The sequence below is a fragment of the Paraburkholderia sp. genome (assembly GCF_035948235.1).
In the GTDB taxonomy this organism is placed as follows: Bacteria; Pseudomonadota; Gammaproteobacteria; order Burkholderiales; family Burkholderiaceae; genus Paraburkholderia.
Map to the genome: position 1 here is coordinate 1 of NZ_DASZJJ010000321.1, position 19,879 is coordinate 19,879.

General features: G+C 66.8%; 19 protein-coding genes and 1 pseudogene. 17 read left to right on the top strand and 3 right to left on the bottom strand.

What is annotated here, in order from left to right; translation table 11 throughout:
* From VG320_RS28275 to VG320_RS28340, 14 genes and pseudogenes are all read left to right on the top strand, one after another.
* Nucleotides 1-579 (top strand): methyl-accepting chemotaxis protein (locus VG320_RS28275; protein WP_327203370.1); only part of this gene is annotated, 579 nt, incomplete at its 5' end.
* Between the two features lie 59 nt (nt 580-638).
* Complete coding sequence (locus VG320_RS28280; protein ID WP_327203371.1) at nt 639-815, top strand: hypothetical protein; 177 nt, start codon at nt 639-641, stop codon at nt 813-815.
* Nucleotides 812-1,798, top strand: coding sequence for a CheR family methyltransferase (locus VG320_RS28285; RefSeq protein ID WP_327203372.1), 987 nt, complete (start codon nt 812-814; stop codon nt 1,796-1,798). The genes VG320_RS28280 and VG320_RS28285 overlap by 4 nt, the downstream gene beginning before the upstream one ends.
* Entirely contained in the window at nt 1,795-2,619 is an 825-nt protein-coding gene (gene cheD, locus VG320_RS28290; RefSeq protein WP_327203373.1) for a chemoreceptor glutamine deamidase CheD, read from the top strand. Before VG320_RS28285 ends, cheD begins: the two co-directional genes overlap by 4 nt.
* Nucleotides 2,616-3,764, top strand: a complete 1,149-nt coding sequence (locus VG320_RS28295) for a chemotaxis response regulator protein-glutamate methylesterase (RefSeq protein ID WP_327203374.1) — start codon at nt 2,616-2,618, stop codon at nt 3,762-3,764. The genes cheD and VG320_RS28295 overlap by 4 nt, the downstream gene beginning before the upstream one ends.
* Nucleotides 3,765-3,913: 149 nt before the next feature.
* Entirely contained in the window at nt 3,914-4,309 is a 396-nt protein-coding gene (gene cheY, locus VG320_RS28300; RefSeq protein WP_027816047.1) for a chemotaxis response regulator CheY, read from the top strand.
* A gap of 2 nt (nt 4,310-4,311) precedes the next feature.
* Nucleotides 4,312-5,043 (top strand): protein phosphatase CheZ, encoded by a 732-nt coding sequence (gene cheZ, locus VG320_RS28305; protein ID WP_327203375.1) that lies wholly within the window; start codon nt 4,312-4,314, stop codon nt 5,041-5,043.
* 464 nt (nt 5,044-5,507) lie between these two features.
* On the top strand, nt 5,508-6,002 hold the full coding sequence (locus VG320_RS28310; protein ID WP_327203415.1) for a DUF2844 domain-containing protein: 495 nt from the start codon (nt 5,508-5,510) through the stop codon (nt 6,000-6,002).
* An 86-nt stretch (nt 6,003-6,088) separates the two neighbouring features.
* Nucleotides 6,089-7,333 (top strand): DUF3443 domain-containing protein, encoded by a 1,245-nt coding sequence (locus VG320_RS28315; RefSeq protein ID WP_327203416.1) that lies wholly within the window; start codon nt 6,089-6,091, stop codon nt 7,331-7,333.
* A 263-nt stretch (nt 7,334-7,596) separates the two neighbouring features.
* Nucleotides 7,597-8,904, top strand: a complete 1,308-nt coding sequence (flhB, locus tag VG320_RS28320; protein ID WP_327203376.1) for a flagellar biosynthesis protein FlhB — start codon at nt 7,597-7,599, stop codon at nt 8,902-8,904.
* Nucleotides 8,904-11,003, top strand: a complete 2,100-nt coding sequence (flhA, locus tag VG320_RS28325) for a flagellar biosynthesis protein FlhA (protein WP_327203377.1) — start codon at nt 8,904-8,906, stop codon at nt 11,001-11,003. Before flhB ends, flhA begins: the two co-directional genes overlap by 1 nt.
* 264 nt (nt 11,004-11,267) lie before the next feature.
* Nucleotides 11,268-13,370 (top strand): flagellar biosynthesis protein FlhF, encoded by a 2,103-nt coding sequence (gene flhF / locus VG320_RS28330; protein ID WP_327203378.1) that lies wholly within the window; start codon nt 11,268-11,270, stop codon nt 13,368-13,370.
* Nucleotides 13,363-14,145: pseudogene (locus tag VG320_RS28335) on the top strand (MinD/ParA family ATP-binding protein); the annotation flags it as partial. The gene flhF and the pseudogene VG320_RS28335, both read left to right, overlap by 8 nt.
* 359 nt (nt 14,146-14,504) lie before the next feature.
* Nucleotides 14,505-15,236: an RNA polymerase sigma factor FliA gene (locus VG320_RS28340; protein WP_027816052.1), complete on the top strand. Its 732-nt coding sequence runs from the start codon at nt 14,505-14,507 to the stop codon at nt 15,234-15,236.
* Nucleotides 15,237-15,478: 242 nt separating this feature from the next.
* On the opposite strand, the gene VG320_RS28345 is transcribed toward VG320_RS28340, so the two are convergent.
* From VG320_RS28345 to flgA, 3 genes are all read right to left on the bottom strand, one after another.
* A complete protein-coding gene (locus VG320_RS28345) occupies nt 15,479-15,925 on the bottom strand; it encodes a flagellar protein FlgN (RefSeq protein ID WP_327203379.1) in 447 nt (148 codons plus the stop codon).
* 49 nt (nt 15,926-15,974) lie between these two features.
* The gene (flgM, locus tag VG320_RS28350) at nt 15,975-16,331 is read right to left on the bottom strand and encodes a flagellar biosynthesis anti-sigma factor FlgM (protein WP_327203380.1); all 357 of its coding nucleotides are present in this window, start codon (nt 16,329-16,331) and stop codon (nt 15,975-15,977) included.
* 169 nt (nt 16,332-16,500) lie between these two features.
* Nucleotides 16,501-17,820: a flagellar basal body P-ring formation chaperone FlgA gene (flgA, locus tag VG320_RS28355; RefSeq protein ID WP_327203381.1), complete on the bottom strand. Its 1,320-nt coding sequence runs from the start codon at nt 17,818-17,820 to the stop codon at nt 16,501-16,503.
* 227 nt (nt 17,821-18,047) lie between these two features.
* Here flgA and VG320_RS28360 point away from each other — a divergent pair, with 227 nt between their 5' ends.
* From VG320_RS28360 to VG320_RS28370, 3 genes are all read left to right on the top strand, one after another.
* The gene (locus VG320_RS28360; RefSeq protein ID WP_327203382.1) at nt 18,048-18,563 is read left to right on the top strand and encodes a flagellar basal body protein; all 516 of its coding nucleotides are present in this window, start codon (nt 18,048-18,050) and stop codon (nt 18,561-18,563) included.
* An 89-nt stretch (nt 18,564-18,652) separates the two neighbouring features.
* On the top strand, nt 18,653-19,078 hold the full coding sequence (gene flgC / locus VG320_RS28365; RefSeq protein WP_322048747.1) for a flagellar basal body rod protein FlgC: 426 nt from the start codon (nt 18,653-18,655) through the stop codon (nt 19,076-19,078).
* Between the two features lie 79 nt (nt 19,079-19,157).
* Complete coding sequence (locus VG320_RS28370) at nt 19,158-19,877, top strand: flagellar hook assembly protein FlgD (protein ID WP_327203383.1); 720 nt, start codon at nt 19,158-19,160, stop codon at nt 19,875-19,877.
* Nucleotides 19,878-19,879 lie beyond the last annotated feature (2 nt).

The window sequence follows — 19,879 nt, forward strand, 5'->3', positions numbered from 1 at the left end:
GAGCTGATCGGCGACTCGGTGGACAAGGTGCAAAGCGGCTCGGTGCTGGTGGGCCGGGCAGGCACGACGATGGAAGAGATCGTCCAGGCCGTGCGCCGCGTGACCGACATCATGGGTGAGATCAGCGCGGCATCGGAAGAGCAGTCGGGCGGCATCGAGCAGGTCAACCGCGCGGTCACGCAGATGGACACCGTCACGCAGCAGAACGCGGCGCTGGTGGAAGAGGCGGCGGCAGCGGCGGCGTCGCTCGAAGAGCAGACGCGCAACCTGCAGAGCGTGCTGGCGACGTGGCGCACGAATGGGCATAACGCGGGGCACAACGCGGGTCACGGCGCAAGCCACAGCAGCGAATCGCGCGCAACGCGTCCGGCAGCGGCTTCGTCAGCCGTGGCTGCGGCTGCTGTGAAACCTGCTGCACCGAAGCCCGTCACTGCGAAGCGTGTCCCGCTGGCCAAACCGGCGGCTGAGGCGAGCGCGGCAAAACCGCTGCTCAAGCCCGCCGCCGCGACGCGCAGCGAACCGCAGATCGCCAGCACGGCGCCGTCCGCTTCGGACGATTCCGACTGGGAAACCTTCTGAACCTCCGCGCCGAGCGGAACCCTTGAACCACTGATATCGCGACGAGCACAGCAATGCACATGAGCGCACAAGGACGGCCGGAAATGTACCGCGCCGCTGCCCGCAAGGCGGCGGAAGCGGCGCGTGCCGCGCATGCGCCGCACGCATTGCAGGCGGGCGGCCAGGCGGCAACGGCCATGGAAGATTCGATGAACGCAGCAGGCATGCGCGCATGGCGCGCTGGAGCGGCATCATGAACGCGCTGCGTTTTCCACGTCCCGATCGGAATGATCGCGAGCGTCACGCCGACACCCCGCGCGCGGGCGCGCCCGGCATCAGTGGCGAGGGCGCCGCGCGCGACTTCGAATTCACCTCGGCGGACTTCGAGCGCATCCGCTCGCTGATCCACCGCCGCGCCGGCATTTCGCTGTCGGACCACAAGCGCGACATGGCCTACAGCCGCCTCGCGCGGCGTCTGCGCGCGCTTGGCCTCGAGAGCTTCCGCGACTATCTCGACGAACTCGAAAAGCGCAACGACGCGAGCGAGTGGGAAGCGTTCACCAACGCGCTCACCACCAACCTCACGGCGTTCTTCCGCGAGGCGCATCACTTTCCGATCCTCGCCGATTTCGTGAAACGTCGCGCGCAGCCGGTTTCCGTGTGGTGCTCGGCGGCATCGACGGGCGAAGAGCCGTACTCGATCGCCATGACGCTGATCGAAGCGCTGGGCGAACGCGCCGCGCGTGAAGCGCGCGTGCTCGCCACGGATCTGGACACCCAGGTGCTCGCCAAGGCCGACGCGGGCGTCTACGCCTACGATCAGGTCAAGCACCTCACGCCCGAACGCCTCAAGCGCTTCTTCCTCAAAGGCACCGGCTCGCATGCTGGGCTAGTGAAGGTGCGCCCGGAACTGCGCCAGATGATCAAGTTCGAGCAGCTCAATCTGACCGACGCCGATTACGGCCTGCGCACGACCTTCGACGCGATCTTCTGCCGCAACGTGATGATCTACTTCGACAAGCCGACCCAGGCGCAGGTGCTCACGCGCTTCGAGCCGCTGATGAAGCCGGACGGTCTGCTGTTCGCGGGGCATTCGGAGAACTTCACGTATGTGACGCAGGCGTTCCGTCTGCGCGGCCAGACCGTCTACGAACTGACGCGCGGCCGCAGCGCGGGCGCGAGCGCCACAGCCGCCGCCAAACCCGGCGTCAAGGCCGAACCGATCGGAGCGAGCGCATGAGCACCCGTCTGCCGATCGCGACCAACCGCTATTTCGACACGCACTTTCATCGCCCCGGCGTGAAGCTGCTGCCGAACGAATTCTTCACCACGAACGAGGACATGGTGCTCGTCACCGTGCTTGGTTCGTGCGTGGCCGCCTGCATTCAGGACCGCACCGCCGGGATCGGCGGCATGAATCACTTCATGCTGCCCGACGACGGCGCCGATGCCGCCCACGCCCCGCACGCCGCCTCCGACGCCATGCGCTACGGCGCGTACGCGATGGAAGTGCTCATCAACGAGCTGATCAAGGCGGGCGGGCGCCGCGAGCGCTTCGAGGCCAAGGTGTTCGGCGGCGCGGCCGTGCTGGCGGGCATGACGACGATGAACATCGGCGATCGCAATTCCGCCTTCGTGCGCCGCTATCTGGCGACCGAAAGCATCCGCATCACCGCCGAGGATCTGCAAGGCTCGCATCCGCGCAAGGTCGCGTTTTTGCCGCGCACGGGCCAGGTGATGGTCAAGAAGCTGCGCCTGTCGCAGGAGACCAGCGTCGCCGAGCGCGAGCAGCAGCTCGCCCAGCAAAGCGCAGAAGCGCGCGCCGAGCGTCTCGCGCGGGCCCGCGCCCGTGTCGAGCTGTTCGGCCTGAACGGCACAACCCGCGCCGGTGCGAACGGCAGTGCAGGCGCTGCAGGCAGCAACCCCTTTCCAACATCCGCGCCGCAGCCGGCGCGCCCGCGCATCGAGCTGTTCGGTGCGGGCGCCGCGTCGGCCACGCGGCCATCCAGTCATGGTCCGGGTTTCGGCCATGACAACGCCAGGACAGTAGAGGAGGCGTGAACGCTGTGCAAAAAATCAAGGTTCTCTGCGTCGATGATTCGGCGCTGATCCGCAGCCTGATGACGGAGATCATCAATAGCCAGCCGGACATGACCGTCGTCGCCACCGCGCCCGACCCGCTTGTGGCGCGCGAGCTGATCAAGCAGCACAACCCCGACGTGCTCACGCTCGACGTGGAAATGCCGCGCATGGACGGTCTCGATTTCCTCGAGAAACTCATGCGCCTGCGTCCGATGCCGGTCGTGATGGTGTCGTCGCTGACCGAGCGCGGCAATGAAATCACGCTGCGCGCGCTGGAACTGGGCGCCGTCGATTTCGTGACCAAGCCCAAGGTCGGCATTCGCGACGGCATGCTCGATTACGCCGAAAAGCTCGCCGACAAGGTGCGCGCCGCTTCCCGCGCGCGCGTGCGTCCGGCCGCGCCCGTGCGTGCGAGCGCCCCGGCGACTGGCGCGAGCGCCGCACCGCACGCGGGCACGCACGCGACGCACGCCGCCCACGCGCATGCACCGGCCGCCGCCGCGCCGATGATCAACAACCCGCTCGTGTCGACCGAAAAGCTGATCATCGTCGGCGCGTCGACGGGCGGCACCGAGGCGATCCGCGAAGTGCTGCAGCCGCTGCCGCCCGACGCGCCCGCCGTGCTGATCGCGCAGCATATGCCGCCCGGTTTCACGAAGTCGTTCGCGCAGCGCCTGAACGGCCTGTGCCGCATCACCGTGAAGGAGGCGGAGCACGGCGAACGCGTGCTGCCCGGCCACGCCTACATCGCGCCGGGTCACGCTCACCTGTTGCTCGCGCGCAGCGGCGCGAACTACATCGCTCATTTGTCCGACGACCCGCCGGTGAACCGGCATCGTCCGTCGGTGGACGTGCTGTTCCGCTCGGCGGCGCAGCACGCGGGCAAGAACGCCATCGGCGTGATTCTGACGGGCATGGGCCGCGACGGCGCGGCGGGCCTGCTGGAAATGCGCAAGGCGGGCGCCTTCACGCTCGCGCAGGACGAGGCGAGCTGCATCGTGTTTGGTATGCCGCGCGAAGCGATTGCACTCGGCGCCGCCGACGAGATCGCCTCGCTGGCGGATATGAGCCGTCGTGTGATGACGCGCCTCGCCTCGATGGGAGAGCGCGTCCAGCGCGTCTGACGCATGCGGCGCAATCTTTGCGCGCCACTATTTCGAGAGATCGTATGGTTCTGTAAGGACTGTACGATCGATCACGATTAATTTATCTGGATAGGCGCCGCGCTTGTCTGGATAATTGCCCGGGTTTTAGCCTGGAGAATGGAACCGAGATGGATAAGGGAATGAAGATTCTGGTGGTGGACGATTTTCCGACGATGCGCCGGATTGTCCGCAACCTGCTCAAGGAACTGGGCTACGCGAACGTGGATGAAGCCGAAGACGGCGCAGCGGGCCTCGCGCGCCTGCGCGGCGGCAACTACGACTTCGTGATTTCGGACTGGAACATGCCGAACCTCGACGGTCTGGCCATGCTCAAGGAAATCCGCGCCGACGCTACGCTCACGCATCTGCCGGTGCTGATGGTGACGGCCGAGTCGAAGAAGGAAAACATCATTGCCGCCGCCCAGGCGGGCGCCAGCGGCTACGTCGTGAAGCCGTTCACGGCGGCCACGCTCGACGAGAAGCTCAACAAGATTCTCGAAAAGATGGCGAAGACCGGGAGCTGAGCGTGAACGAGCCCATTGATGCGTCCGCGGCGCTGCCCGCCGGGCAGCATGACGACGCCGGCGCCGATTCGGGCGAGTTCGCGACGGACCGCATCCTCGCGCGCATCGGCCAGTTGACGCGCACGCTGCGCGATTCGATGCGCGAGCTTGGCCTCGACAAGCACGTGGAGCGCGCCGCCGAGGCGGTGCCCGACGCGCGCGACCGGCTGCGTTACGTCGCCAACATGACGGAGCAGGCCGCCGAGCGCGTGCTGTCCGCAATCGAAGTCGCCAAGCCGATGCAGGAAAAGCTCGAAGCCGACGCGAAGGTGCTGTCGGCGCGCTGGGCGACCTGGTACGGCGCACCGATCGGCCGCGAGGAAGTGCGCGCGCTGATGGACGACACGCGCCAGTTCCTGGACGTGGTGCCGCAGACGACCACGGCGACCAACCAGCAGTTGCTCGAAATCATGCTGGCGCAGGATTTCCAGGATCTGACCGGGCAGGTGATCAAGAAGATCATGGACGTGGTCTATCTGATCGAGCAGCAATTGCTGACGGTGCTGGTCGAGAACATCGCACCGGAGCGGCGCGAGCAGTTCGCGGCCACGGCGGCGGCGCTGGCCGAGGTGCAGGCGAGCACGGGCAGCCCCGAAGGCTTGCTCAACGGTCCGCAGATCAATCCGGAAGGCAAGGCCGACGTGATGCAGGATCAGGCGCAGGTGGACGACCTGCTGGCGAGCCTCGGTTTCTGACGCAGGGAGAGGGGTTGGGCGCCGCGTGATCGGTGGTGATTGCGTGAATGATGCGTGGCGCTTAACAACCTGCTGACAGGGCGCATTCTGGCCCTCCGGCGATCTGTCGCATGTCATGTGGGACAGGCATACTAGAGGACGTTCGCGCGTTGCCATCGTAAGCAGACATCCACGGGTGCCGCAGCGGCGCAACGAAGCGAAGCCAGCCGTTCCCCGTCTAGCCGCCGTCCGCCTTCTGCCTTCGCCCGCTGTCGTGATCCGGGCCGGCTGGCGCCACGCGCCGCGCGGAGGAACGCGCCACCGAGAGAGGGAGGGCCGCCTTGAATCCGCAACCATTTACCAAAATGTCCGACGCGTCGGGATCGACCGTCGGCACGTCTGCGTTATCCCGTTCGCTTTCTGATTGCGCCGCACGGCGTTTGCCCGGCGCGGCGTCGCGCCTCGGCGTCGCGCTTCTATGCGCAATGGGTATGCTCGGCGGGATGCTGGCCGGTGCGCAGCCAGCCAGCGCTGCGCTCGGCGGCGCGCCCATGACTACGCCGTCGGGCGCCAGCGTCAATACGACATCCGGGCCCAGCGTCGCTTCCGCGGTGGCGCGTCAGGCGGTTCAAACCAACGCATCCAGCAGTTCTTCCAGCACGTCCACCGCCTATACGGTGCGCGAGACCACGCTCGCCAACGGCACCGCCGTGCGCGAATACCTCACCAGCGCGGGCACGGTGTTCGCGGTCGCGTGGAGCGGGCCGCAGATGCCGGATCTTTCCGCGCTGCTCGGCACTTACTTCCCGCAGTACGTAGCGGGCGTGCAGGCAAGTCGCGCCAATGGCGTGCGCGGGCCGGGCGCGGTCGAGAACAGCGCGCTCGTCGTGCATTCGGGCGGCCACATGGGCGCGTTCTCGGGGCAGGCGTGGCTGCCGCAGGCGTTGCCGGCGGGCTTCAGCACGTCCGACATTCAATGACGAACGGGAGGCGACGCGTGTTCAATTACCGAATCCTCAACGCCCTCGCTCGCTCCTTGCGCGCGCCGCGTGGCTGGTTGCTCGCCATGACGTTCGCGCTCACAGCGGGGCTGGCCGCCTGCGGCGGTGGTGGCGGCTCCGACTCGGGCAGCTCGACCACCTTCACCAACGGCGGCAGCGGCAGCAACACCTCGGCGTTGCCTGCCGGCCCGACCCAGCAACCGATTGCCGCGACCGCCGCCAATACCGTCACCGTGACGGTCAACAGCGGCGTCACCAACTCGACGCCGAACATTCCCACCGTCAGCGTGACGGTCTGCGTGGCGAGCAGCAGCACTTGCCAGACCATCAACAACGTCCAGGTGGACACCGCTTCCTACGGCCTGCGCGTGCTCAACACGGCGCTCAACAGTACGATGCAGGGCGCGTTGACGAAGGTGAGTTCGGGCAGCAGCACGCTGGCCGAATGCACCGCATTCGCCGACGGCTACACCTGGGGCACGGTGCGCACCGCCGACGTCAAGATCGGCGGCGAAACGGCCAGCGCCATCCCGATCCAGGTGATCGGCGACCTGGCCAGCTCGTCGGTGCCGCAGGCCTGCGCGAACATCGGCGCGGCGCAGAATTCGACTTCGGCGCTTGGGGCCAACGGCATTCTGGGTATCGGCGTCGCGCCCTGGGACTGCGGCGCGACCTGTGTGACGGCCGCGAACAGCAACTACTTCGCGTGTCCGAACGGCACGAGCTGCACCCAGACGGCCGTGGCGCTCAAGCAGCAGGTGGCCAACCCGGTCGCGCACTTCGCCACGGACAACAACGGCGTGATCCTGCAGATGCCGCCCGTCTCCAACAGCGGCCAGGCCTCGGCCACGGGCACGCTGGTATTCGGCATCGGCACGCAGTCGAATAACGCCTTGGCGGCCTCCCAGCGTTTTACGACCACCGCGTGGGGCGACCTCTCGACCACGTTCAACGGTCGCTCGCTGAGCGCCTTCCTAGATTCGGGCTCGAACGGCATTTTCTTCGCCGATAGCGCCATCGCCCAGTGCGGCGGCAGTCTCGGCTCGTTCTATTGCCCGGCCACGGCGCTGACCTTTACCACCACGCTCGTCGATCAGAACAACGCCTCGGGCAGTATCAGCTTCAACGTGGTGAACGCGTCCGCGCTGCTGGGCAATGCCAGCTTCTTCGCCTTCAACGACCTGGCGGGGCAGTTCGGTTCGAATTCGAGCCTCGACCTTGGGCTGCCGTTCTTCTACGGCCGCTACGTCTATTACGGGATCGACCAGTCCGTCACGGGCGGCACGCAAGCGCCGTACGTCGCGTTCTGAGTCCGCCCGTGCAGGCTTGAAGCGCAGTTTCCGGCAGACCCGGCGCTGCGCTTCAAGCCCTGCTTCTACCCGCACCGTTCCCGCCCTCATTGCCTCTCAAAAAGCGCTCCCGCGCGCACCCATCCGGCGAAATACCCGGGTTTCCCTGTCCTGATCCTTCGATCGTCGCTTGTGCCGCAAGGCAATAATCGCTCTCACTGAAAAAGGGCGTGCGCCGTCACCACAAGGGTGGCGGGCTGGGTGCGCCGCCGACCGGAGCATCTGTGGCAGAGGACAGCGACCTCGAAAAAACCGAATCAGCCACTCCCAAGCGCCTCGAAAAGGCGCGTGAGGAGGGGCAGATTGCGCGTTCGCGGGAGCTTTCCACGTTCGCGCTGCTATCGGCGGGCTGCTTTGGCGCGTGGCTGCTCTCGGACACCATCGGCGGACATCTGCAGGCCATGCTGTGCGGCGCGCTGACGTTCGATCACGCAGGCGCTTTCGAGACCAAACGCATGTTGACGGGCGCGGGCGTGGCCGCGCGCGAAGGCATCTTCGCGGTGCTGCCCGTGCTCGCGTTGACGGGCGCAGCCGCCTTGCTCGCGCCGCTGGCGCTGGGCGGCTGGCTGTTCTCGACCAAGTCGATTGGCGTGAAGTTCGATCGCCTCAATCCGATGACGGGCCTCGGGCGCATCTTTTCCCTGAACGGGCCGGTGCAACTGGGCATGTCGCTGGTCAAGACGCTGCTGGTGGGCGCGATTGGCGGCTCGGCACTGTGGAATCACCGCGAGGAGATTCTGGGGCTGGGCATGCAACCCGCGCCGCGCGCTTTCGCCGACGCCTTTCACCTGATCGTGGTGTGCTGCGGCATGACGGTGGCCGGCATGTTCCTGCTGGCCGCCATCGACGTGCCGTATCAGCTCTGGTCGTATCACCGCAAGCTGCGCATGACCAAGGAAGAGGTGAAGCGCGAGCACCGCGAAAACGAAGGCGACCCGCATGTGAAGGGCCGCATTCGCCAGCAGCAGCGCGCCATGGCGCGCCGCCGCATGATGGCGCAGGTGCCCAAGGCCGACGTGGTGGTGACCAACCCGACGCACTTCGCCGTTGCGCTGCAATACACCGACGGCGACATGCGCGCGCCGCGCGTGGTCGCCAAGGGCGTGAACCTGGTGGCGGCGCGCATTCGCGACATCGCCACCGAAAACAACATCCCGCTGCTCGAAGCGCCGCCGCTCGCCCGCGCGCTCTATCACAACGTCGATCTGAACAAAGAAATTCCCGGCTCGCTCTACGGCGCGGTCGCCCAGGTGCTGGCGTGGGTCTACCAGCTCAAGCGCTTTCGCGAGCATGGCGGCGACGTGCCGATGGAGCCGACCGATCTCGACGTGCCGCCGGAACTCGACCAGGGCGGCGTGAGCGACGAGGACGCCGCCGAAGAAGCCGACGAAGCGCTGTCGCCCGACGAAGGCACGGCAAATAGCGCCACAAATAGCGCCGCAACGAAAAACGCTGCCAGTGCAGCGCCGGATCAAGCAAGCACCGCAGGTCGCGCCGACACCGCGCGCGACGGCAATGAAGGAGCAACGTAATGAACGCCCGCACTGGTTTCCTCGCGCGGCGCCCAGAGATGCTGCAAAGCACGAATCTGCGCGCACTCGCCGGGCCGATCCTGATCTGCATGATCCTCGGCATGATGATCCTGCCGTTGCCGCCGTTCCTGCTAGATCTGCTGTTCACCTTCAATATCGCGCTGTCGGTGATGGTGCTGCTCGTCAGCATGTACACCATGAAGCCGCTCGACTTCGCGGCGTTTCCGAGCGTGCTGCTGTTCTCCACGCTGCTGCGCCTGTCGCTGAACGTGGCGTCGACGCGTATCGTGCTGCTCGAAGGCCACACCGGCCCCGACGCCGCGGGCAAGGTGATCGAATCGTTCGGTCACTTCCTCGTGGGCGGCAACTTCGCCGTGGGTATCGTGGTGTTCGTGATCCTGATGGTCATCAACTTCATGGTGATCACCAAGGGCGCGGGGCGTATCGCGGAAGTGTCCGCGCGCTTCACGCTCGACGCGATGCCCGGCAAGCAGATGGCGATCGACGCCGACCTCAACGCCGGTCTCATCAACGAAGAAGCCGCGCGCAAGCGCCGCACGGAAATCGCTCAGGAAGCCGAGTTTTACGGCTCGATGGACGGCGCGAGCAAGTTCGTGCGCGGCGATGCGATCGCAGGTCTCCTGATCATGGCGATCAACATCATCGGCGGCCTGATTGTGGGCGTGGTGCAGCACGGCATGCCGTTCGCCTCGGCGGGCGAAACCTACACGCTGCTGACCATCGGTGACGGTCTGGTCGCGCAGATTCCGTCGCTGGTCATTTCGACGGCGGCGGGTGTGATCGTCTCGCGCGTGGCGACCAACGAAGATATCGGCACGCAGCTCACCGGTCAGCTCTTCACCAACCCGCGCGTGCTGGTGATCACCGGCTCGATCATCCTGATGATGGGCCTGATCCCGGGCATGCCGCACTTTGCGTTTCTGCTGCTGGGCGGCGGCGCGATCCAGCTTGGCCGCGTGATGAAGAAGAGCGCCGAGGCGAAGAAGGCGAGCGCCGTGCTGGCGGACGTGCTGCCGGCCGCAGCCGCTCCGGTGGAGAACACCGAAGCGAGCTGGGACGACGTGGCGCTGATCGATACGCTGGGCCTGGAAGTGGGCTACCGCATCATTCCGCTCGTCGACAAGAACACCGACGGCGAACTGCTCAAGCGCATCAAGAGCATCCGCAAGAAGTTCGCGCAGGAAATCGGCTTCCTGCCGCCGGTCATTCATATCCGCGACAACCTGGAACTGCGTCCGAACGCCTACCGCATCACGCTCAAGGGCGTGGAAGTGGGCTCGGGTGAGGCGTATCCGGGCCAGTGGCTGGCGATCAACCCCGGCCAGGTAAGCGCGGTGCTGCCGGGCACGCCGACCACCGATCCCGCCTTCGGCCTGCCGGCGATCTGGATCGATTCGAATATGCGCGAACAGGCGCAGGTGTTCGGCTACACGGTGGTCGATTCGAGCACGGTGGTGGCGACCCACCTGAATCACCTCGTGGTGACGCACGCCGCCGAACTGCTGGGCCGCCGCGAAGTGCAGGCGCTGCTGGAGCGCGTGCAGAAGGACACGCCGTCGCTGGTCGACGATCTCGTGCCGAAGATCATGCAGGTCACGACGCTGCAAAAGGTCCTGCAGAACCTGCTGGAAGAGGGCGTGCCGATCCGCGATATGCGCACGATCATGGAATCGCTCGCCGAACACGCGCCGCGCATGCCCGACGCGCACGATCTCACGGCGGCGGTGCGCATCTCGCTGGGCCGCGCGATCACGCAGCAGTGGTTCCCGGGCAGCGGCGACATGCAGGTGATGGGGCTCGACGCCAATCTGGAGCGGGTGCTGTCGCAGACGCTCACGTCCGGGCCGAATCCGGGGCTGGAGCCGGGCCTCGCGCACACGCTGCTCACGCAGACGGAAATGGCAATGGGCCGTCAGCAGGTGCTGGGTCTGGCGCCCGTGCTGCTGGTGCAGCATGCGCTGCGGCCGATGCTCTCGCGCTTCCTGCGCCGCAGCCTGCCGCAGCTCAAGGTGCTGTCGTACGCCGAGGTGCCGGATACGCGCAATGTGAAGGTGGTGAATGTGGTGGGGGTGGGTTGAGGTTGGCCGGCGCGTTCGGCGCCTCTTCGCGTCCATCAGCAAAAAGCCCGCGCCCAGTCGCGGGCTTTTTCGTTAGCGCGTCATGTCATTGGCCGAATTACCCACATTTCCCCGTCCTGATCCACCGATCGTGACCTGCTCACCTTCGAAATAATTCCAACATCGGAAAAGGGTTCGCGCGGTGCGTGGTCCCGCAGTGATCCAGACGCAATTCATCGGCATACGACAGGCGGCGCAGGCCGCTTACCTCATCAGGGGCATAGCTTGAACATTCGCAAATTCATCGGTGGCAACAGCCGCGACGCTCTGCGCCTCGTGCGCGAAGCGCTGGGTGCGGACGCCGTCGTCCTGTCGAATCGCACGCTCGACGACGGCAGTGTCGAGATCGTCGCGCTCGCGGACAGCGACCTCGCGGCGATCGCGCCGGCGGATGCCGCGCGCCTCGGTGCCGCCCAGCCGCAATCGTTGCAAGCGCAGTCACAGTCGCCCGCGCTCGCGTCGCGCGTTCAGCGTGCGGCCCTGCCTGGCGCCAGCACCTCGATGAGCGCGCCGGCGGCTGCAGCCGCTGCTGCCGCCGCAAGCTTCGGCAACCCCTACGCGAGCGGCGGCATGCCGGATGTGTTCTCGTCGGTGTTCGGCGCAAGCCCGGAAGTGGGCGTGGAGCCGGGCGCCGCAGGCGCCGACGGCCAGCATGACGCCGACGCCGATGACGATCACGCCGATGCCGACGACATCTCGGTCTCGCTGGCCCAAACGAGCCAGCCGAAGCCGTCGAAGGCCGCGGCCAGCGCGCTGGAAGCCGCAATTGGCAGCCCGGCCGCACAGCCGCTCGCGGCCTCGCGCGCCGCCGCCGGCCAGGGCGCGCAGCAATCGACCATGCCGCCTACCTCCCAGACGATGGCCGCGCAGCCGTTCGGCACGTTCCCGGCGAACGGCGCAAACGTGGCGAACCGCTCGGGCTCGAATCAATCCGCCGCGCGCGAAGCCGCCGCCCTGCTGGAGCAGGCCGTTGCGAAGCCGTTCGGCGACTCCGCGAGCGCGCCGCGCACGATGGCCGAAACGAATCCCTGGCTGATCGATCACGCCCGCCGTATCGCCAGCCAGCAGGAAAATGCCAAGGCGCCCGGCATGTCGCCGTCCGCCGCGATGGCGAGGGGCCTTGGCATGACCGCCGACCCGGTGCATTCCGCCGATGTCGAGGCGAGCCAGCCGCAATGGGCGCTCGAAGCCGCCCATGCCGCCGCCAAACGCGCCGCGCGCAGCATCGGCCAGAGCGCCGACGCCGCCGGCCCGGGCCCCGGTGCGGAGGCCTCCGCAGCCGCGGCGGCTGCCGCAACGAATACCGCACAAACGGTGAGCGAAGCGATCCGCTCGCGCATCGAGCAGGTCGTCAACGAGACCGTGATGAACGAGCTGGCTTCCATGCGCGGCATGATGGAAGAGCAGTTCGCGGGCCTCCTGTGGGGCGAGCGCCAGCGCCGCACGCCGGTGCAGGGCGCGCTCACCAAGCAGCTCTTCGCGGCGGGGTTCTCGGCGCAGCTCGTCAAGATGATGATCGAGCGTCTGCCCGACGTGGAAACCGAAGAAGCCGGCATGGAGTGGATGCAGTCGGTGCTCGAATCGAATCTGCCGGTGCTCGACGACGAAGAAGCGCTGATGGAGCGCGGCGGTGTGTTCGCGCTGATGGGCCCGACGGGCGTGGGCAAGACCACCACCACGGCGAAGCTGGCGGCGCGCTGCGTGATGCGCTTTGGCGCCAGCAAGGTCGCGCTCCTCACCACCGACAGCTACCGTATCGGCGGCCACGAGCAACTGCGCATTTTCGGCAAGATCCTCGGCGTGTCGGTGCATGCGGTACGCGACGGCGCGGATCTGCAACTCGCGCTCACCGAACTCAAGAACAAGCACATCGTGCTGATCGACACGATCGGCATGAGCCAGCGCGACCGCGCCGTGGCCGACCAGATCGCCATGCTGTGCGGCACGGGCCGCCCGGTGCAGCGCCTGCTGCTGCTCTCGGCGACCAATCACGGCGACACGCTCAACGAAGTTGTGCAGGCCTACCAGAGCGGCCCGGACGAATCGCCGCTGACCGGCTGCATTCTCACCAAGCTCGACGAAGCGACCAATCTGGGCAGCACGCTCGACACGGTGCTGCGCTACAAGCTGCCGGTGTATTACGTCTCGACCGGCCAGAAGGTGCCCGAGAACCTGTACGTGGCCACGCGCCGCTTCCTGATTCGCAGCGCCTTCTGCGTGCCGCGCGACCGCTCGCCGTTCGTGCCGCACGAGGACGACATTCCGGCGCTGCTCTCGGCGCTGTCGAACCGCTCGAATTCGCAAGCCCCCGAGGTCCGGTTTGGATAAGTTCGTGATCGATCAGGCAGAAGGCCTGCGGCGTTTGCTGGCGCGTGAAGGCTCGCGTGTGATCGCGGTGACGGGTGGCCCCGGCGCGCCGGGACGCACGACCGCCGTGATCAATCTCGCGGCCGCGCTGACCGCCCAGGGCAAGGACGTGCTCGTCATCGACGAATGCCTCGGGCCGCGCTCGGTGAGCGTTCTGCTCGGCGGCGTGCGCGGCGCGGGCAACTTCGCGGCGGTGATGCGCGGCGAGATGGCGCTCGACGAAGCGGTGGGGCGTCACGCCCTCGGCTTCGGTGTGCTGGCCGCCTCGCGCGAGCAGCGTGCGCAGTACACCAGCGCGCAATTGAACAAGGTGCTGACCGGTCCCGCCGATTTCGTGCTGATCGACGCGCAGCTCGACGCCGAAGGCGCGTTGTCGCCGCTCGCGATGCACGCGCATGACCTGATGATCGTGATGCGTGTTTCCGCGCAGGCGATCACCGATGCGTACGCCTGCATGAAGCGGCTGCACTTCGCGCATGCGATTGGCCAGTTCCGCGTGCTGGCGAACCACATCGAACATGGACCGGAAGCGCAGGCCGCGTTCGAGAACCTCGCCGGTGTAGCGAGCCGCTACCTCGCGGTGTCGCTCGAAAACGCGGGCTGCGTGGCGGCCGATCCGCACATGCCGCGCGCGGTGCAACTGTCGCGCTGCATCGTCGATGCGTTCCCGTCGACGGCCGCCGCGCGCGACTTCCGCCATGTGGCCGCCGAACTGCCGCACTGGCCGATGCGCCCGGCGCTGTCGGCCCGTTCGACGGGAGCGGAGCGTTCGACGAGTTTCGCCGAAGCCGTAGCCGCCGACAGCTGCAAGGCGGCGCCGACGGTGCAAACCGCGCCTGCGGGCGTGGCGGCTGCCGCAGTATCAGCGCTCGCCAGCGGCCAGGCCGCCGAATCATTTGTTTCGACCGTCACTGGCGTTCCATCCGCGCCTGCGTCGGCCCATGCAGGATGGCGGGCGGACCCGCCCGTGCCGCGCCCGACGCCCCAACACGCCTGACGTGGGGTTTCGAGAAGCGCAGCAAGGGAAACAAGCGACTAATTTGCATGGGATCGCAGCGGGCGTAAAAGCCGGTCTGCGGTCGAGAGGAGAGCACGATGTATAACGCTCAAGGAAAGATTTCGCAGGCCGATGTGCTCGCGAAATATGCGCCGCTGGTGCGGCGCCTGGGTCTGCAACTCGTGGCGAAGATGCCCGCGAGCGTGGATCTGGATGACTTGATCCAGGCCGGCATGATCGGCCTGATGGACGCGGCCAACCGCTACAAGGAAGACCAGGGCGCGCAGTTCGAAACCTACGCGAGCCAGCGCATTCGCGGCGCGATGCTCGACGAGCTGCGCAGCAACGACTGGCTGCCGCGCAGCCTGCGCCGCACCTCGCGCGAGGTGGAGAGCGCGGTGCACAAGGTCGAACAGCGTCTGGGGCGCGCGGCGAGCGAAACCGAGATCGCCGACCATCTGGAAATGCCGCTCGACGAATACCAGTCGATGCTGCAGGACCTGCATGGCAGCCAGCTGATCTACTACGAAGACTTCGACCGCTCGGCGGATGACGAGCCGTTCCTCGACCGCTACTGCGTCGATCACTCGGACCCGCTCTCGGCGCTGCTGGACGACAGCCTGCGCGGTGCGCTGGTCGAGGCGATCGAGCGCCTGCCCGAGCGCGAAAAGCTGCTCATGTCGCTCTACTACGAGCGCGGCATGAACCTGCGCGAAATCGGCGCGGTGATGGAAGTCAGCGAATCGCGCGTGTGCCAGCTGCACAGCCAGGCGGTGGCGCGTCTGCGTACGCGTCTGCGCGAAATGGCGTGGGCGGGAACGGAGAACTGAACAACGATGGCGTCGCCAAGGCGGCGCCGGCAGGGAGGGGGAAGCCGGAGCGTGTGAGCGCTTCGGCTTTTTTTATGGGCGAGCGCTCACGGAAAGCGGCGAGGCGAGATTGCAGAAAGTCGGCGCGAGCCATCGGCTGCCATGCGCATGCCGGAGCCCCAAAAAGCAAAAAGCCGAAGCACCCCCGGCTTCGGCTTTCCCCATCATCTGTCACGCGGCTTCACCAAACCGCGGCGTGCACCTTAAAGCCCGAATTGCGGCAAGCGCCCGTCCGGCCCGTACAGCATCGACGCGCCGGTATTCGTTTCCCCGCGCAGGATCGCCAGTGCGCGGCGGTTGTGCTCCATGCGGGTGCGAACCATCATGCCGATGGTCAGATTCTGCCGGCGCGCGCGCTCGGTCGAACCCTTGAGCAGCGCCCATTGACCCTGCAGGCGCGCGTCGCCGTCGCAGGCCATTTCGATGCCCTTGCGCCCGGTCGGCAGCCCCAGCCCTTTGAGTTGCGCATCGCGCACCTTTTCCAGCCCGGCCATGCGCTGCGTGAGCGTCGTCTTCTGCTCGACGATCTGCGGCAGCGAATCCATGCCGTCAGCCGTTGTCAGCGCCTTCTCCTCGAAGGCGAGCAGCGAGGCGAACGCCTCCACTGCAGCGTGTTCGTCGATCAATGTGGCGAGAAGAGCGTCTTTCATCGGGTACCACCGTTAAAGCGGGTTATGCGGGCGGCCCGCCGCTGGCCGTCTAGCTGCCCGAGGCCGGTTTGACCAGGCCGCGCGCGGTGTCCAGAATGCCATCGGCGATCTTGCCGGTGTCGATCTGCAGCGTGCCGTTCTTGATGGCGTCCTTGATCGACTGGACGTGGTCCATGTCGATGTCGGCGGAGCCGCTCGCCGCGAGCGAACGCAGCGAGGAAGAAAGGTTGGAAAGGCTCACGTTGGCGTCTCCGCTGGTGCTCGTGGCGCCCTGAGCACTGGCGGCAGGGGCGCTGGACGCCGTGCCACCGGCCGTCGCGGTGCTTGCGGTTTCGCCTTGCTGTACGCGCGCGAGGCCATCCTGCAGCGGCAGCGCGTCATTGCGGGTGGAGGTGTCGATTTTCACGATGGGGCTTCCTGATCCGTATGGCCTTGATAACGGCAAGGGGCCGCGCGAACTTTAGCGCTAAACACCAGCCGTTACACGATGTTACGTGTCCTTCCGCACATAGCCATCCTGGGCATTTTCGGGCCCGATCGTGATGCATCGGGCATGGATCTGCTCCCGAATCGTCCTAAATCTGCACCTGCACCGTCGCGGCGTCTTTCACCACGCCGCTAATAATCTGTCCGTTGGGCGTGCGCACCCGCACCAGCTGGCCGGGGGCCGCATTGTTGAGCACGCTGCCTTCGGAGGAAATCGTGAAATTGTCGCCCACCGCGATCACCTTGACCGTCTGGCCGATCACCACGGAAGCGGCGCTGCGCAGCATGTCGGAGCGCAGCGGCAGGCCCGAGGTGATGCGCATGAGCGCGATGGCGCCATTGGCCTGGCTCGGATCGGTGATGACCGTCTGCGGCAGGGTCGAGAGGTCGCCGTCGCGCGGCACGTAGTCGACGGCGGATAGCGCCTCGCCCGGATTGATCTGGCGCGACGCCACGTAGTAGGTGATCTGCACGGCCACGCGGCCCTGCACGTAGAGCGTCCACGGCTTCGCGCCCACGCAGCGCACGCCGACCATCGTGTGGCCGAAGCTGCGCGCGCCCGGCGGCATGAACGGTTCGAGCGAGGCGCAGGCCGCGAGACCGCGCGGAAACACCGGCGAGACGCTGACTTCCACCTTGCCCGGCAGACCGGCCGACTGTTGCTGCAGGAAGGCGAGGGCGGCGGCGCGGATACGCTCGCCGTCTTCCTGGCCTGGCGGCACCGGCGCGGGCTGCACGGCCTGCGCCGCCTGAACGGCTTGCGCGGCTTTGCCATAGGCCGCCGCGCTTTGCACGACCACGGGCGTTACCGCGCGCGACGGCGCGGCCACGCTCACGCGCTGGAAGCCGCCTGCGTTCGCATTGGCAGCTGTGACATTAGGCAGGCGCATCGGCTGCGCGGGGCGTTGAACCGTGGGCGTAACGGGTGAAGCAGGCGAACCCGGCGCGGCAATCGTGACGATCTGGGGCGTGTCGTTGGCGGCGGCATTACGGGCAGCGGCCGTGCCGCGCTCGCCGGGACCGGGAATCGAAATCATGCCGCTCTGCGCTTCGGGCGCCTGGCCCGGCTGCTGCGCCTGAACTTGCGCGCGGTACGCCAGCGACTTCGCGATTTCCGCGTAGGCGTTCGCGTTGGCAGCGGCCTTGTTCTTCGACGAATCGGCGAGCATCGCGCTCATGCGTTGCGCGTCTTCACCCGCGCGGTCGCCGGGGCCGGCGATATAAATCTGCTGGGCCGATGCATCGCTTTGCGCGCTGGCGGCGCCGCTGGCAAGCCCGAGCGTCGCGCCAATCAACGCGGCCAGCGCAGCACGCAACGCCTGAATGCGCACCGAAGCGCGGACCGAACGGCCGGGCGCGAGCCGGAGCGCTGCCGCGCGGCGTGCGCGCAGGTGGGCGGTGGTCGGCATGGTCGTTCTCCCTCTATTGCATTGACACGCCTCGCATTCTAGGTGGCGCGTCCCGCTTCCTGGCGTCGAATAGAGGGGCGAGTTACCGGCTATTCGTCCGATTGGTTCTTGCTTCCCCCGCCTAACATTCCTCTCCATGCGAAAAGGCCTGCGCGTTCGACGTAAAGAACGGATGCGCGATGAATGCGCCGACGCAGCCTTTCATTTCGTGTAACGGAGAACGCCCGATGCTGGACAAACTCGACGCCGAATTCGCCTTTGGCCGCGAAGCGCTGGATGTGCGCGCGACGCGCCAGGCGCTGCTGTCCTCGAACATCGCGAACGCCGACACGCCGGGTTACCAGGCGCGCGACGTCGACTTTTCGTCGTCGCTCGCGGGCGCGCTCAGGCAGGCGGGCGCGAGCACGCCTGGCGGCATGGCGCAGCCGACCGGCGGCAACTTCCAGCCGCTCGCGCTCGCGCAGCCGGCGGGCGTGACGAGCGGCATGTCGATGGCGGCGACCGAAGCGGGGCATATGGCGGGCAACGCGAAGCTGATCCCGACCGGCGGCCCGGCAGACACGTATTCGAGCCCGGTGATGTACCGCATCCCGACGCAGCCCGCGCTCGACGGCAATACGGTCGATCTCGACACCGAGCGCGTGCAGTTCGCGGACAACGCGCTGCACTTCGAATCGGGCATGACCGTGGTGTCGAGCCAGATCAAGACGATGCTTTCGGCGATCCAGTCGGGTTCGAGCTAAGCATCGGCAATGAGCGGCGCCAGGCACTCGCCGCACAGCAAACGTTTAAGGCCAGCAGCAAGACGCACCGACCAGAGGTCAACGAAACCATGCCATCCCTCATGAATATCTTCAGCGTTGCCGGTTCCGCCATGTCGGCGGAATCGCAGCGTTTGAACGTGACGGCGTCCAATCTCGCCAACGCCGACAGTACGACCGGCCCGGACGGCCAGCCCTACAAGGCCAAGCAGGTCGTGTTCGCGGTCAACCCGCTCGGCGGCGCGCGCAGCGCGTCGGGCCAGCAGGTGGGCGGCGTGAAGGTGACCGGCGTGATCGACGACCCGACGCCGATGAAACAGACCTACGACCCGGACAATCCCGCCGCCAACGCGGACGGCTACGTGAGCATGCCGAACGTCGATCCGGTCCAGGAAATGGTGAACATGATTTCGGCGTCGCGCTCGTATCAGGCCAACATCGAAACGCTGAACACCGCCAAGACCTTGATGCTCAAGACCCTGACGATCGGCACCTGAGAAAGCCAAAGCCGGCGCAGGAACGGGAACCACACCCCACGCTACCCAGCAACAGACCAGCGTATCCGAGGAGAACGCGTTGACCTCCAGCACTACTATCGGCGGCAGTTCCGCCACCGTTTCGCAGACTCTGCTCGACACCATGAACGGTACGAGCTCGGCGTCTTCGTCGACGTCGTCGACCTCGACCAGCGGCACGAGCGGCAGCGATCTGCAACAGACCTTCCTGCAACTGCTCGTCGCGCAGCTGCAGAACCAGGACCCGACCGATCCGATGGACAGCTCGCAGATGACCTCGCAGCTCGCCCAGATCAACACGGTGTCGGGCATCGCGAACCTCAACACGTCGCTGTCGTCGCTTTCGACGCAGCTCTCCGCGGGCCAGAACGCCCAGTCGGCGCTGCTGATCGGCTCGACGGTGCTGGCAGCGGGCAGCACGGCCGCGGTGTCGAGCGGCTCGGCGCCGCAGCTTGGCGTGCAGCTCTCGTCGGCGGCTTCGGACGTCAAGATCACGATCACCAACTCGGCGGGCAAGGTCGTCAACACGCTCGATCTGGGCGCGCAGTCGGCGGGCACGATTCCGGTCACCTGGAACGGTACCGATTCGACGGGCGCGACCGTCGCCGACGGCAACTACACGATCAGCGCGAGCGCGACGGTCAACGGTCAGGCCACCTCCGCGACGGCGCTCGTCGCGAGCAAGGTCGACGCCGTGATCCAGCAATCCGATGGCACGGCGGGCCTTTCGCTCGCCAACGGCAAGACGGTCCCGCTTTCGAGCGTGGCCGGCATTCTCTGAAC